Below are 14,010 nucleotides of genomic sequence, written 5' to 3'. Positions count from 1 at the left end.
CGGTTGGACCCGTTACAAATCCGCACAAGGAGATTGGGTTTATGGTTCTGACTGGGGTTAGAGTCTATAAACGCAATAACCAGGGTGGTACCGCGATGATTCGTCCCTGTTTAGCAGCAGGGGCGTTTTTTGTTTGAATACAAGAGAACACATCCATAAATGGAGGCATGAATGAGATGAAAGCCAGTGAAATCCGATCCAAGTGGTTACAGTTTTTTGCAAGCAAAGGGCACAAAGTAGAACCAAGTTCATCGCTCGTTCCGCATAACGACCCGTCTCTTCTCTGGATCAATGCGGGTATTGCACCGCTCAAACCTTATTTGGACGGCCGCGAAATTCCCGAGAACCCTCGGATTACGAACGCACAGAAATGTATACGCACGAACGATATTGAGAACGTCGGCAAAACGCGTCGTCACCACACTTTTTTCGAAATGTTGGGCAACTTCTCCATTGGAGACTATTTTAAAAAAGAAGTTATTCCTTGGGCTTGGGAGTTTTTGACCGATCCACAATGGATTGGCTTTGATCCGAACCGGATATCTGTCACCGTTCATGAGGATGATGAGGAAGCTTTTGAGATCTGGAATAAGCAAATCGGCATTCCTGAAGAACGCATTTATAAGCTGAAGGAAGATAATTTCTGGGATATCGGCGAAGGTCCATGTGGTCCTTGTACGGAAATTTTCTACGACCGTGGCGATAAGTATGGCGATCTCTCTGATCCTGAATGCTGGCCGGGCGGCGAGAACGAGCGCTTTCTGGAAGTGTGGAACCTGGTGTTCACCCAATTCAACCATAACAAAGATGGCAGCTACACACCGCTTCCGAACAAAAACATTGATACAGGCGCAGGTTTGGAGCGATTCGCATCCATTCTGCAAGATGTGGATTCGAACTTCGACACAGACTTGTTTAAGCCTATCATTGATAAAACGTGTGAGCTTGCCGGTGTGAACTATCACGTGACGGAAGAGCATGATGTTGCGCTTAAAGTTATTGCTGACCATATCAGAACCGTAGCGTTCTCCGTTGGTGATGGCGTTCTTCCATCTAATGAAGGACGCGGCTATGTCATTCGCCGTTTGCTTCGCCGTGCTGTCCGTTACGGCAAAGTGCTGGGGACGGACAAGCCGTTCCTTTACAAGCTAGTGTCTACGGTCGGCGAAATCATGGGCGTTTACTACGCGGAAGTCGTAGATAAGCGAGAGTTTATTGAGAAAGTAATTCGCACTGAAGAGGAGCGTTTCCACGAAACACTCAGTGACGGTCTTCATATACTTGCGGAGATGGTTGAAAAGACGCGCCAAGCTGGCGGCAGTCAAATTAGCGGACCGGATGCGTTCAAGCTGTATGATACGTATGGGTTCCCTTTTGATTTGACTGAAGACTTTGCCGCAGAAAAAGGCTTGACGGTCGATCGTGAAGGGTTTGATGCTTCCATGCAAGAGCAGCGTGAACGGGCAAGAGCTGCCCGCCATGATGATGCAGGCATGAAAGTTCAGGGCGGGCCGCTCGCTGATTTCACGGTTAAAAGCGAATTTGTTGGATATAATGAACTGGTAGTAACTGCTAGTATTGTTGCTATTGTACATGAGAATCAATTCGTTGATCACGTTGGGGTCGGAGAAAGTTGTCAAGTGATCTTGGATCGCACGCCGTTCTATGCAGAAAGCGGCGGTCAGGTCAGTGACTATGGGACAATCGCTAACGGACTGGTAACGTTGAAAGTGGAAGATGTCAACAAAGCGCCTCACGGTCAACATGTGCATAAAGTCGTTGTTGAATCCGGCGTACTGCGCAAAGGCGATAGCGTTGAAGCTGTTGTCGCGTCCGCTCAGCGCGGAGATACAATCAAAAATCACACGGCTACACATCTGCTTCACAAGGCGCTGAAGGAAGTGCTGGGAACACATGTCAATCAAGCTGGCTCATTAGTAGAGCCGGATCGCTTGCGCTTTGACTTCTCCCACTTCGGCAGTATTACTGCTGAAGAATTGCAGGATGTAGAACTACGCGTGAATCGTCAAATTTGGAATAACACGAATGTAGATATTTCGCTTAAAGCGATCGCAGACGCAAAAGCTATGGGCGCGATGGCGCTTTTCGGCGAAAAATATGGCGACATTGTACGTGTCGTGCAAGTCGGCGACTATAGCCTTGAGCTATGCGGAGGCTGCCATGTGCAGAACACGGGACAGATTGGGCTGTTCAAAATCGTCAGCGAATCAGGCATTGGTTCCGGCGTCCGTCGGATCGAAGCTGTTACAGGCCGCAGCGCTTATGAATTCCTTGACCAGCAGCTGCAATTATTGAAGGAAGCGGCAGGCATGCTGAAATCAAACGTGCAAGACGTTCCTAAACGTCTGGACAGCACCCTGCAGCAAGTGAAAGAACTTTCGCGTGAGAACGAGTCGCTGCGCAGCAAGCTAGGCCGTATTGAGGCAGGTTCGCTTACGGATCAAGTGAAGCAGGTAGCCGGCGTTAACGTTTTGGCTGCTCAAGTGAATGCGGGGGACATGGATTCCTTGAGAAACATTGTCGATGAGATGAAGGGCAAGCTGGGATCGGCTGTTATCGTCCTCGGCGCTTCTGCGGATGACAAGGTCAATCTAGTCGCTGCGGTCACGCCTGACCTCGTAGCCAAAGGCTTCCATGCTGGTAAAATCATTAAAGAAGTCGCTGCGCAATGCGGCGGCAGCGGCGGGGGTCGTCCGGACATGGCCCAAGCGGGAGGTAAGGATGCAAACAAGCTGCAATCGGCCCTTGCTGGAGTCGAAGGGCTTCTATCCCAATTTGCATAAACGATAATTATTTTTCTGCGGGACAGGAATTTTTAAACCCGTAGAGAATATATCACAGTATACACTTAACATTTTTTAGAAATTTGAAATTGCCTTTATCGAGGACTTTCAAAACAAGGTATCGAAAGTGGGGTGCTCCTGATGAGTTCCATGGATAAAACGATGAAGTTCAACGTCAAAGCAGAAGAAATTGAGACATCACCGAAAGAAGTGTTATTAGCGGTTTACGATGCTCTTCAGGAAAAAGGGTATAATCCGATTAACCAGATTGTCGGGTACTTGCTCTCCGGAGATCCTGCGTATATCCCACGACATAACAATGCTCGGAGTCTCATTCGTAAGCGGGAACGGGATGAACTGATCGAGGAACTAGTACGTTCTTATCTGGGCCAACACAAATAGGGGAAAAGAGAACCGACATGAGATGGATGGGCTTGGATTATGGGGATAAAACAATTGGCGTAGCCGTCAGCGATGAGCTCGGCTGGACCGCTCAAGGTCTGGAAGTTATTCAGCGTCGAAAGCCTGAGCACGAGTGGGAGCGGCTGGAAGCAATTGTTAAGGAATACGGGGTATCTGAAATTATCGTAGGCCTGCCCAAAAATATGAACAATACGATTGGCCCTCGGGGAGAGATCGCCATCGCATTTTCTGAAGATTTGCAGCAAAGACTAAATGTACCTGTGCACTTGTGGGATGAAAGGCTGACGACTGTCGCTGCGACACGCGCGCTTCTTGAAGCGGATGTTAGCCGTAAAAAGCGGAAGACGGTTATTGATAAAATGGCCGCACAGCTCATTTTACAAGGGTATATGGATGCTAATATGAAGAGGTGAATGAACATGTCCAAAGAAGAATTGCGTGAGGAAGAACCGGAAATCATTTACATCCCAGACGATGAAGGCAACGAGGAAGAATTCGAGGTCATCATGAAATTCGAAGTGGACGGTTCTGATAAGAAATACATGATGGTCGTTCCCGTAGAGACTGAAGACGAAGAAACAGATGAAGTCTATGCGTTCCGTTATGAAGAAGATGAAGACGGCGAAGATTTGAAGCTGTTTACCATTGAGGATGAAGAAGAGTGGAACATTGTTGAAGAAACTTTCAACACGTTAATGGCTGAGTATGAAGAGGAAGACGAGGCATGAGTACGACGCAAACAGATATATTGCGGAATGCTTATGGGGATGATATCATTTTGTTTGACGAGCAAAACGAATCAACGGTTTATCGTCTGCTGAAAGAGTTCGTTTACGGTGAACATACGTATGCTGTCTTGCAATCCGAGGCACTCAAGAAGGACGATGAAGTCGCCGTTTTTCGAGTCGTTGTTGGCGCAGATCAGCAGTATGAACTCGAAACGATCGAAGATGACGATGAATGGGAGACTGTTTCGGAGCTCTATGATGAAATGGTGTTCCCTGAGCAGGAAGATTTGTAAGAAGCAAAATTGCCTCTACACGCGGTTGCTCAATCATGAGCGACATCGTTAGAGGTTTTCTCATTTGTTGGGGGAGGAACCATGTGGACGATCTGTTGGATCAACAAAGCGAAGTAGTGAGGCCTAAGCGGAGCAAGCTGAAAGTCATGCTGCTTATTATCAGTTTACTGCTGCTTCTTATTATTGGCGGGGTGAGCGGCATTGGACTTTATGTGGCGAATGCGCTGCGGCCTATGCCAGCATCGGATCAGGAAGTGAGAGTAACGATCCCGCAGGGGGCTGGCTCTTCCGCAATTGCCAGTGAGCTTGAAGCGAAGGGGCTAATTAAGAACGCATCCATTTTTACCTATTATTTAAAAGTGAAGAAGATGGGGGCGCGTCTTCAGGCTGGGGAATACAGCATGAAGCCTGGAATGAGCTTTGATGAAATGATTGAGAAGCTGAATAAAGGTGAAACAGTTAAACAGGAAGTCATTCGCGTGACGATTCCGGAAGGCTTTACGATTGGGCAAATTGCCGATAAGCTCAGGGAGCAAACGCCTTGGAAGTCGGATGTTTTCCTCCAAGAGGTTGAGGCGCCAGCACAATTCCAAGCTGATGCGCTGGGTACGCTTCCTGACAACAAAAATATCAGGCATCGTTTAGAAGGTTACTTGTTCCCAGAAACTTATGAATTCAAAAAAGGCTCAACGGAACAAGATTTCATTGAGCGTTCGCTGCAAGAGCTCGATAAAAAGTTGGGGACGCTGCCTCCAGATTGGAAGGACAAGCTTCAAGCACGCGGACTTACGGTCCATCAAATGCTGACGATTGCTTCCTTAATCGAACGTGAGGTCGTCGTGAATGAGGAGCGGGCGCTTGTATCCGGAGTTATCAATAACCGATTGAAAAAGAATATGCCGCTTCAAATTGATGCAACGGTGCAATATTTATTCGATAAGCCGAAAGAACGGCTGTTGGAGAAAGATTTGCAAATTCAAAGCCCTTATAATACGTATTTAAATGCGGGTCTGCCTCCAGGTCCAATTGCCAGCCCGAGCTTAGCCTCTATTCAAGCAGCGGTATATCCGGAGGAGACGAAGTATTTGTTCTATGTGACGAAGAAAGACGGCACAAAAGGTCATTTGTTCGCAGAAACGTTCGAAGAACATAAGAAGAACATTGCTGCTAGTAAGAAATCAGCGAATTAACCCGAGTTTGGGGAGCGGATAGAAGGAAGGTAAGCACGTGAAAAAACCGGAATTAGTAGTAAGCAGCGGTTCTGTTACAGAATTGAAGCGCCTGATTGAAGCAGGCGCAGATGCTGTGATTATCGGGGAAGAGCGCTATGGATTGCGCCTGCCTGGTGAAGTAACGCTGGAGGAACTCAAGCACGCTGTCGCTTGGGCTCATGAGCGCGGAGCGAAAGTGTATGTGGCTGTGAACAACATTTTTGATAACGATAGCCTTGATGGTCTTTCGTTGTACTTAACGAAGCTGCAGCTGTATGGCGTGGATGCTTTTATATTCGGTGATCCTGCCGTATTAATGGCTGTTAGAAGCTTGCCAGAGTCTGTTAAGCTGCACTGGAATGCGGAGATGACATCAACCAATTACGCGACAGCTAATTATTGGGGTCAGCATGGCGCAACACGGGTCGTTTTGGCAAGAGAATTGAATATGGATCAGGTTCTGGATTTCAAACAAAATACCGAACTGGAAGTTGAAGTTCAGGTTCATGGGATAACTAATATTTATCACTCTAAGCGTGAGCTTGTAAAAAATTATATGGAACATCAAAGGAAAGACGCTTCTTTACAAGATCGTTCTATGGAGCGGGGCTTGTTCCTCATCGAACATGAGCGCCGTGACCAGCGTTATCCGGTCTACGAAGATCGGAACGGGACACATATCATGAGCTCGGAGGACATTTGTATGCTGGAAAATTTGCCAGAACTTATGGATGGGCATGTGGATAGTGTAAAAATCGAAGGGCTTCTCAAGTCGTTTGCATATAATGAAGCAGTTGTCAAAAGTTATCGTGCGGTAATTGACGCGTATGCGGCAGATCCGCAAGGGTATTCGTTCAAGCAGGAATGGCTGGATGCGATTCAGCAGTTGCAAGATCCTGAACGTGAATTGTCTTATGGGTTTTTCTATAAAGAGCAGGTTTATTGAGGAAAGCAGGTGTTAAAAGATAATGACGACAGCAGTAGAAACTCGTGCTCGCGGCAAACGCGTACGCTTGGAGAAACCGGAATTGCTCGCTCCAGCCGGCAGTTTAGAGAAACTGAAATTTGCCATCCATTATGGAGCAGATGCTGTATATATTGGCGGACAAAAGTATGGTCTGCGCTCTAACGCTGATAATTTTACATTGGAGGAAATGCGCGAAGGTGTCCAATTCGCCAACCAGTATGGAGCCAAAGTGTTCGTTGCTACGAACATTTATGCCCACAATGAAGATATAGACGGCTTGGAAGAATATTTAGCAGGACTACAGGAAGTAGGAATCTCAGCGATAATTGCCGCGGATCCAATCATTATGCAGACGGCTAGGAGGGTAGCTCCTAAGCTGGAAGTGCACTTAAGTACGCAGCAATCGACGATGAACTGGCAAACGGTGAAGTTCTGGAAAGAACAGGGCATCGAACGCGTCGTATTGGCGCGTGAAGTGAGCATGAAGGAAATTGATGAGATTAAACATCATGTTGAGGTAGAAATCGAAGCGTTCATCCATGGCGCGATGTGCAGCTCGTACTCTGGCAGATGCGTGCTTTCCAACCATTTCACGGACCGAGATTCGAATCGGGGGGGCTGTTCGCAATCGTGCCGCTGGAAATATGATTTGTTTGCGAAAGATCAACCATTATCCTCACCTCTGGCAACGGACCTGCCGTTGTTCAGCGATGAAGATGATGCGTTCACGATGGGATCGAAGGACCTCAGCATGATTGAACATATCCCAGATATGATCGAGTCCGGTGTGGACAGTTTTAAGATTGAAGGCCGCATGAAAAGCATTCATTATGTGGCGACTGTCGTCAATGCTTATCGCCAAGCTATCGACGCTTATTTTGCAGACCCGGAACAGTATGCGCTGAATCCGCTGTGGCAGGATGAAATCTACAAGGCTGCGAATCGGCCGTTGAACTCAGGTTTCTTCTTTGATGCTCCTGGGCATGAGGATCATATTTTCGAGCCGGAGGATAAGGTGGTCGGCTTCGACTTCGTAGGTTTGGTTATGGACTACGACGTGAAGACAGGTATCGCTGTTATCCAACAGCGTAATCACTTTAAACAAGGTCAAGAGGTCGAATTTTTTGGTCCCAATGGCACTCAGTTTAAACAAGTTGTGGATAAGATTTGGAATGAAGAGGGACAGGAATTGGATGCGGCCAGACATCCTCTGCAACTCGTCAAGGTGCGTACAAATCACCCTGTAAACAGGTGGGATATGCTCCGCAAAAAAACAGGAAAATAGTACCATAGAAGCTTTTTTCAGTGTAAAATATATTGGAAAAAGCTTCTTTTTTTCTTTTCGGAAATTAGCGCGATAAATAAAGGATATTGTTAAAAGATGTCGAAAATATAATTCTGATGGATGATGTAAACCTTTTCATTATAGTCCAAAAGCAATGGTACTCAAGCATGTAGAAACTAATGGTGGTGAACGTGATGAAAGACGGACTTCAAAAGATAACCTCTTCTTTAGTCAAACTAGGCAAAGCCTTCATTTCTGTCATTCAGAGTGTGAAGTGGGGTCGAATCGCTAGAGCGGCTGGGCAAAATTTTAACGAGAAATCAAAGGGAATGAGTGCGTCGGCGTTTAGGGAGCTCAAACAAGTAAGGCTTGAAAATCCAGTGAAATCAGTTGGAATGAAGCTGTTTTTAATGTTCTTTGTCAGTATTCTCTTTTTTGTTCTAGTTGTAGGTATGATTTCGTACTCGGTATCCAAAAACGTTATTAAAAATAAAGTGGCCGAGTCAAGCCTTCAAACAGTTACACAGGCCGGGCAAAAATTGGATTTCCTTTATCAGACGTTTGACGAAACAACTTTGCAAATTATGTTGAACAAAGAACTGCAGGATTTGTTGACAAAGTACGATGAATTGGATCCTTCTACTTATGAAGCTTTGGACGTTATCCGTCAAATATCAGATAAAATGAGTATCGTTAGTTTCTCTAACAAGTCGATTAAAACGCTTCATCTGTATAGACCCGATGGTACGAAAATCGTTATTACAGGAGCAGGCGGAACAGTATCAGATAAAGTTAACACCACGGAATGGTATAAGAAAATTATGGAAGGTGAAGGGAAAGTAGCTTGGTTGGATAGTAAAATCGAAGGGTATTCGAGCAGATCGACAAACACGTTCGCTGTAGGCCGATTGATAAAAAGTACGCAATCCAGTAAAACAACGGGGATTCTTGTTGTAGAGCTAAGCACGGATATCTTGAATAAAGAATTAAAAGGAATTTCTCTTGGCGAAGACAGTAAAGTTGTTATTACGAATGCGAATAACAAAAATATTGCGACGTTAGAGTCCGGTGGGCTGGAAAAGGATGCTCAAATCCAGTTAACGAAGGAACAACTGGGGAAAGAGCACGGCTCCTTTATTAACAAAGATGATCACTTGGTCGCTTATTATTCATCGACCGTCTCGGGTTGGAATCTGGTCGGGGATATCCCGGTAAGTTCCTTGGTTAGTGAAGCTAAGAAAATTTTCAACTATACGCTGCTTATTGCGTTATTTGCTGCTATCGCGGCAGTGTTGATCGGATTGTTTGTTGCCAGAATGATTGGTAAACCTCTCATCAATCTTCGCAATCTGATGCAGCAAGGGGCCAAAGGTAAGCTGACTGTGCGTGCGAATTACAAAACTCAGGATGAGATTGGACAGCTTGGCGCTAGCTTCGATGTCATGATGCAGCAAATTACTTCTTTGGTTCAGCAGACAAGCGCTTCTGCGCAACAAGTTTTTGAAACGGCGACGGAGTTGACGAATTCTTCCAAAGTAACAGCAACAGCAGCCAGAGAGATTGCAGTTGCTACGGATGAAATTTCCAATGGCGCCGCAGGACTGGCGACTGAATCGGAAAAAGGCAACGAGCTGACACATCATATTGGTATGCAAATGAAAAATGTAATCGAGGCCAATTTGGAAATGGGAACGGCAGCCGCCGATGTTCAAAGCTCAAGCGAGCTGGGTACGAAATATATGGGCGAGCTTATTAGTAAAACTAATTTGACCGAAGAAATGATCCGCTCCATGGTGGATAAAGTGGATAATTTGAAGGACAGCACGAGATCGATTCGTAAAATTTTGGATCTTCTGAACAATATGACGAAACAAACGAATATTTTGTCATTGAATGCGACGATTGAAGCGGCGCGTGCAGGAGCAGCCGGCAAAGGCTTCATGGTTGTAGCGGATGAAATTCGCAAATTGGCAGATCAATCCCGACAATCTATCGATGTCGTCGGCCAAATTACAGAGACTATTCAGAAGGAAATCGATGAAACCGTGAAGGTGCTTTCAACGGCGACGCCGATCTTCCAAGAGCAAATTCAAGCGGTGAAAGAAGCGGATACGATCTTCAAGCAAGTGACGAACCACATGGGCGGATTCATCGAGCAACTGAGCACTGTGAGCGATTCGATCAGTACACTGGAGCAATCCCAAGTTGTGCTTTCTGACGCCATGACGAATGTTAGTGCAGTAGCTGAGGAGTCGCTTGCCACGTCTGAGGAAGTAGCATCCTTAAGCTCGGAGCAGCTTAGCATTAGCGATGGCTTGGTGAAGCTGTCAGACAAGCTGGATGAGCTATCTAAGTCTTTGAATGATACACTTTCTAAATTCGAAATTTAATCTTTTATTTGAGCTAAAGCCTGTTCTCCCTTATTGGGAGAATGGGCTTTTTTTACATGCTAGAATGTTTAAATCATTTGCGGGATTAAAGCATTAGGGATACCCATTCTAACAGAAAGCAGATGTCGTCAGGTTTGTGTGTGCGTTGAGCTCGCAGAGCGGAGAGATTCCGCACGCATCGTGTAGTACGAGCATTGATAGGATGGACGCGGGAGATCCGGAAGTGCCACTGCGGTTTGATCGCCATCTACCGCCACGATCTGCCGATAGATGGTCTTTTTGCATGAGTATGCGGAACGTGGGTGCGTTATGAGGCGGTATTTTCGGTTGTAGGGATATTTCGCGGAACTACCGTACCTTATGAGCGGGAAATGCTGGGTTTTAGGCATGTTTTCGCTCATTTAACGCACCCCAGTTCCTCTTCAGGGGGAGAAAAGGGATGTTACCGTGGAATAAGGCATCGTAGTTCCGTGAATATTGCTGTGCATGGGGAATAGGCGGTCGGCAGTACCTCCTCGCTTTTCTTGCGAAGCTCGAGGAGGGGAAATGTACCCGGAATCTAAGAAGTAAGACAGAAGTGTATCCGGTTTGTGGATGAGAGCGAATGACTATACTGAGAGCAGAAGGTGAAACGGCACGATAGAAGGAGTCGTCAAAGTTATGCGAGTGAGTCATTTAACCGCTAGGGAACAACGCAGAATGGTGTTCGTTCTTTTCGCCATCCTGCTGATTTTCAGTGTGATTGCCGGTAAGCTGTTCTGGATCCAGGTAGCGGCATCGGAAAGCTACACGTCTAGAGGCGTGAATCTAGTTAAAAATTCGGTCTTGCAAAGACAACGTGCTCTCGTACTTGAGAGCGGCCGTGGAGTGATCGTGGATCGCCATTCGATGCCGATAACGGGGAAGCTTATCAAAGCGCTTGTCGTTTTCCCTATAAATAATGAAATCAAAGTGCTGAAAGAGAATCCTCAGCAGGTCGAACGCCTCGCTCATATCCTAAAGACGACTTCGGAGGCTTGGAATGCTTTCTCCAATCAGGCAAAAGATCCACAGATTTGGGGGGCATCTGAAGGAGGGAAGCCGCTGGCGCTTAATTTGGAGCAAGAGGAGCAAATTAATGCGCTCGAGCTTCCTAATTTGAAGGTGGTGGAGATAGAAGATCGCTATCCAGCCGAAATGACCGCGCGGCAATTGATCGGATACATCGGACAGAACCCGGATAGGGTTATGCACATATATGGAGATGAGCTTATGCAAGGTAAAATGACGCTTAGCAGTAAGATTGGCGGAGCGGGCTTGGAGAAAGCTTTCGACTATTGGCTTCGGGGGATCGGAGAAACGTCGATTTCTTATTTTACCGATGCAGGTAAAAAGCCACTTCCAGGTTTGGATGCTAGATTGATTGAGCCGGGAAATGCATTCTATCCAGTAAAAGTAGTAACTACATTGGACTTGAATATACAGCAGCAAATTGAAAAGTTGATGGACAAGCTCCATATCCGCGAGGGGGCTGCGGTCGTGCAAGAGGCAGCTCAGGGGGATATTGTCGCGATGGCAAGCAGGCCTAATTTTGACCCCACACAAGTCGATCTCAGCACGAACAATTGGAGCAATTATGCGATCAAGGCGACAGCTCCAGGATCGATATTCAAGACGGTTGTGGCTGCCGCAGCACTCGACGAGGGAGTCGTTGGCCCGAAGGAAACGTTCGATTGTCAAGGCGCATTAGGCAAGTACGGATTTACTTGCTGGAGAAAAGACGGGCACGGCCCTTTGACGCTGGAAGAAGGGTATGCGCAATCTTGTAATATCGTATTCGCCAGGGTCATGCAGCGACTGACAGCTGCTCAATTAGAGAGTTATGCGCATAAACTTGGTGTATTGGACGAGGTTGGATGGTCTGGTAAAACAGATGCGAGAGAGATTCTTCATCAATTGGATGCGGAAGATAGCGGGCAACTCTTTGATGAACACACGCCGCAAAACGACGAGGGGGTATTAATGCAGACAGCCATAGGTCAAAGAGACGTGATGATGACTCCCTTACAGGCATCGAACATGATTGTGACGCTTCTTCATGATGGGAAAGGCTACTCCCCCAGAGTGGTTCAAGAAGTTCGTTATCAGACAGATAAGGTCATGGAACAGTTTCCAGTCAAACAGCTCGGATCGGTTAAAAATCGGGTATCCTCGGCAACGAGCCGCAAATTGGTAAGCTGGATGCAAGAAGTTGTAACGGCAGGTACGGGGCAAGGATTAAAAGCTGCAAAGTGGAAGCTGGCCGGCAAATCAGGAACGGCTCAAATTAAAGCTGGCAAACAAGAGAAAGTGAATCAGTGGTTTATCGGATATGGCCCTGTCCAAACTCCTGAGTATGCAGTATCTGTAGTGATCAAGAACATGGATCCACTGGAAAGCAACAAGGCCATACCTCTATTTAAAGGGATCATGGATATCTTGGCGGAGTCTTCAAACAGAGGGAAGTAGGATTGTAAAACAAGTGCCTTTGCCAAGTTGGCTTGTTACTTCAATGCTGCCTCCGAACGTTTTGATAATCCGATAGGAAACCATCATGCCAAGACCTGTACCTTTATGTTTCGTTGAATAAAAGGGGGTTCCGAGCCTCTCAATCTGTTCGGGCGTCATTCCGATGCCATTATCTTTAATTTCAATGATGATATTGGAGTTAATCTTGTATCCATTGATTTGGAGAGTTCCGCCGTTCGGCATCGCTTCGATACCGTTTTTTGTTAAATTAACGAGACATTGAATGATCTTCTCGCTATTGGCCTTTATAATTAACGATGGTTCCATCTGGAAGGTAATCTGCACACCCCGCATGGCTGCATAGGGGTTTATAAGATTCGTTAATTTATATGTGGAGGAGGAAACATCGACTTCCTCGAGCTTTTCGGCTTGAGGCTTGGCGAATGAGAGGTAGTCGCTGATAATACTTTGCGCGCGATCAATTTCTTCGATGACCATCGTTGTGTAGATGCGCTTCTTCTCTTCGGTGACTTGAGATTGGCTTAGAATTTGCATAAAGCCGCGCGCCACTGTCATAGGATTGCGAATTTCATGGGCTACGGATGCGGCTAATTCGCTCAAGACATTAAGCTTCTCAGAGCGCTGCACCTCACGGCGCATGGCTATATTTTCACGAATACGTTCGATTAAATAGGTTAGGAGCCACATAGTCAGCATATGAATGCTGCAGAATAACACGCCAATCAGAAGAAAGGCCGCATCAATCGGTTGATCTAACTGGACGCGATAGACAAGCGTAATACAGAATGTCGCAATGCTGCTTACGAAAGCCAGAAGTGACGGGAACATGACTTTGGGGGTTAAATGTTTCCAGTTTGTAAGGGAAATAAAAGCAAGAATGAAAGGTACAAGTAGTGCAGTTAGGGTTATGATCCAAATAAAATCAGGACCGCCCAAATAATAGCGATACACGATAACAACAGCAGTAACCAGCAGACCCGGACGAATCCCACCGTATAAAAAAGCGGCGAGCAAAGGGATGATTCGCAAATCAAAGTCGCTGCCGGCCGCTGTAAAAAAAGGATGCGACATACAGAAGATAACGGCTAGCGAACTGATGATGCCAATATAAGCCCGTCCCCAAGAATTGAAATTAATTGAGATGGGGCGATCAAGCCAAAAAATATGATACAACAAGATGGGGACTGTCAGAACTAACACATTGAGCAACAAGTCGTCTATGGAATTCAATGGTCTCGCCTACTTATCGGATTTTGGGTATCAAAGGACTATTTCGACAAAAAATTTGAAATTCCTCTGAATATTTTCCATTATTTTGATGTTTTTTGGAAAGTTATGGCGATTAATTTGGGTTTGTCGAAATAGGGCTTATAGAAACCCTTTATTGCGGCATTGGAATGT

11 protein-coding genes are annotated in these 14,010 nt (G+C 46.2%); 10 read left to right on the top strand and 1 reads right to left on the bottom strand.

The features are described from left to right. The first annotated feature begins 176 nt into the window (after positions 1-176). From alaS to ABRS97_RS12855, 10 genes are all read left to right on the top strand, one after another. Complete coding sequence (alaS, locus tag ABRS97_RS12900; protein ID WP_367814422.1) at positions 177-2,804, top strand: alanine--tRNA ligase; 2,628 nt, start codon at positions 177-179, stop codon at positions 2,802-2,804. Between the two features lie 141 nt (positions 2,805-2,945). After that, positions 2,946-3,206 (top strand): IreB family regulatory phosphoprotein, encoded by a 261-nt coding sequence (locus ABRS97_RS12895; RefSeq protein WP_134753304.1) that lies wholly within the window; start codon positions 2,946-2,948, stop codon positions 3,204-3,206. 17 nt (positions 3,207-3,223) lie between these two features. Further along, positions 3,224-3,640, top strand: a complete 417-nt coding sequence (gene ruvX, locus ABRS97_RS12890) for a Holliday junction resolvase RuvX (RefSeq protein ID WP_367814420.1) — start codon at positions 3,224-3,226, stop codon at positions 3,638-3,640. Between the two features lie 6 nt (positions 3,641-3,646). Continuing rightward, the gene (locus ABRS97_RS12885) at positions 3,647-3,955 is read left to right on the top strand and encodes a DUF1292 domain-containing protein (RefSeq protein ID WP_367814419.1); all 309 of its coding nucleotides are present in this window, start codon (positions 3,647-3,649) and stop codon (positions 3,953-3,955) included. After that, positions 3,952-4,248 carry a DUF1292 domain-containing protein gene (locus ABRS97_RS12880; RefSeq protein ID WP_367814417.1) on the top strand — a complete coding sequence of 99 codons (297 nt, stop codon included), beginning with the start codon at positions 3,952-3,954 and terminating at the stop codon, positions 4,246-4,248. Before ABRS97_RS12885 ends, ABRS97_RS12880 begins: the two co-directional genes overlap by 4 nt. An 83-nt stretch (positions 4,249-4,331) precedes the next feature. Further along, positions 4,332-5,438, top strand: coding sequence for an endolytic transglycosylase MltG (gene mltG, locus ABRS97_RS12875; protein ID WP_367814416.1), 1,107 nt, complete (start codon positions 4,332-4,334; stop codon positions 5,436-5,438). A 37-nt stretch (positions 5,439-5,475) separates the two neighbouring features. Continuing rightward, entirely contained in the window at positions 5,476-6,405 is a 930-nt protein-coding gene (locus ABRS97_RS12870; RefSeq protein WP_367814414.1) for a peptidase U32 family protein, read from the top strand. Between the two features lie 22 nt (positions 6,406-6,427). Then, positions 6,428-7,711 carry a peptidase U32 family protein gene (locus ABRS97_RS12865; RefSeq protein WP_367814412.1) on the top strand — a complete coding sequence of 428 codons (1,284 nt, stop codon included), beginning with the start codon at positions 6,428-6,430 and terminating at the stop codon, positions 7,709-7,711. Between the two features lie 194 nt (positions 7,712-7,905). Next, a complete protein-coding gene (locus ABRS97_RS12860) occupies positions 7,906-10,101 on the top strand; it encodes a methyl-accepting chemotaxis protein (protein WP_367814410.1) in 2,196 nt (731 codons plus the stop codon). Between the two features lie 660 nt (positions 10,102-10,761). Then, a complete protein-coding gene (locus ABRS97_RS12855) occupies positions 10,762-12,588 on the top strand; it encodes a peptidoglycan D,D-transpeptidase FtsI family protein (RefSeq protein WP_367814408.1) in 1,827 nt (608 codons plus the stop codon). Here ABRS97_RS12855 and ABRS97_RS12850 read toward each other — a convergent pair. Next, complete coding sequence (locus ABRS97_RS12850; protein ID WP_367814406.1) at positions 12,571-13,839, bottom strand: ATP-binding protein; 1,269 nt, start codon at positions 13,837-13,839, stop codon at positions 12,571-12,573. The genes ABRS97_RS12855 and ABRS97_RS12850 overlap by 18 nt on opposite strands. Positions 13,840-14,010 lie beyond the last annotated feature (171 nt).

This window comes from Paenibacillus tabacirhizosphaerae (assembly GCF_040812395.1).
Taxonomy (GTDB): Bacteria; Bacillota; Bacilli; order Paenibacillales; family NBRC-103111; genus Paenibacillus_E.
Note: the sequence above shows the minus strand (reverse complement) of the source record. Positions and strands in the feature narration are given on the sequence as shown.

Bases quoted from the DNA above. Each gene is read 5' to 3' on its own strand.
- alaS (WP_367814422.1), top strand. From the start codon at position 177: ATGAAAGCCAGTGAAATCCGATCCAAGTGGTTACAGTTTTTTGCAAGC.
- ABRS97_RS12895 (WP_134753304.1), top strand. From the start codon at position 2,946: ATGAGTTCCATGGATAAAACGATGAAGTTCAACGTCAAAGCAGAAGAA.
- ruvX (WP_367814420.1), top strand. From the start codon at position 3,224: ATGAGATGGATGGGCTTGGATTATGGGGATAAAACAATTGGCGTAGCC.
- ABRS97_RS12885 (WP_367814419.1), top strand. From the start codon at position 3,647: ATGTCCAAAGAAGAATTGCGTGAGGAAGAACCGGAAATCATTTACATC.
- ABRS97_RS12880 (WP_367814417.1), top strand. From the start codon at position 3,952: ATGAGTACGACGCAAACAGATATATTGCGGAATGCTTATGGGGATGAT.
- ABRS97_RS12865 (WP_367814412.1), top strand. From the start codon at position 6,428: ATGACGACAGCAGTAGAAACTCGTGCTCGCGGCAAACGCGTACGCTTG.
- ABRS97_RS12860 (WP_367814410.1), top strand. From the start codon at position 7,906: ATGAAAGACGGACTTCAAAAGATAACCTCTTCTTTAGTCAAACTAGGC.
- ABRS97_RS12855 (WP_367814408.1), top strand. From the start codon at position 10,762: ATGCGAGTGAGTCATTTAACCGCTAGGGAACAACGCAGAATGGTGTTC.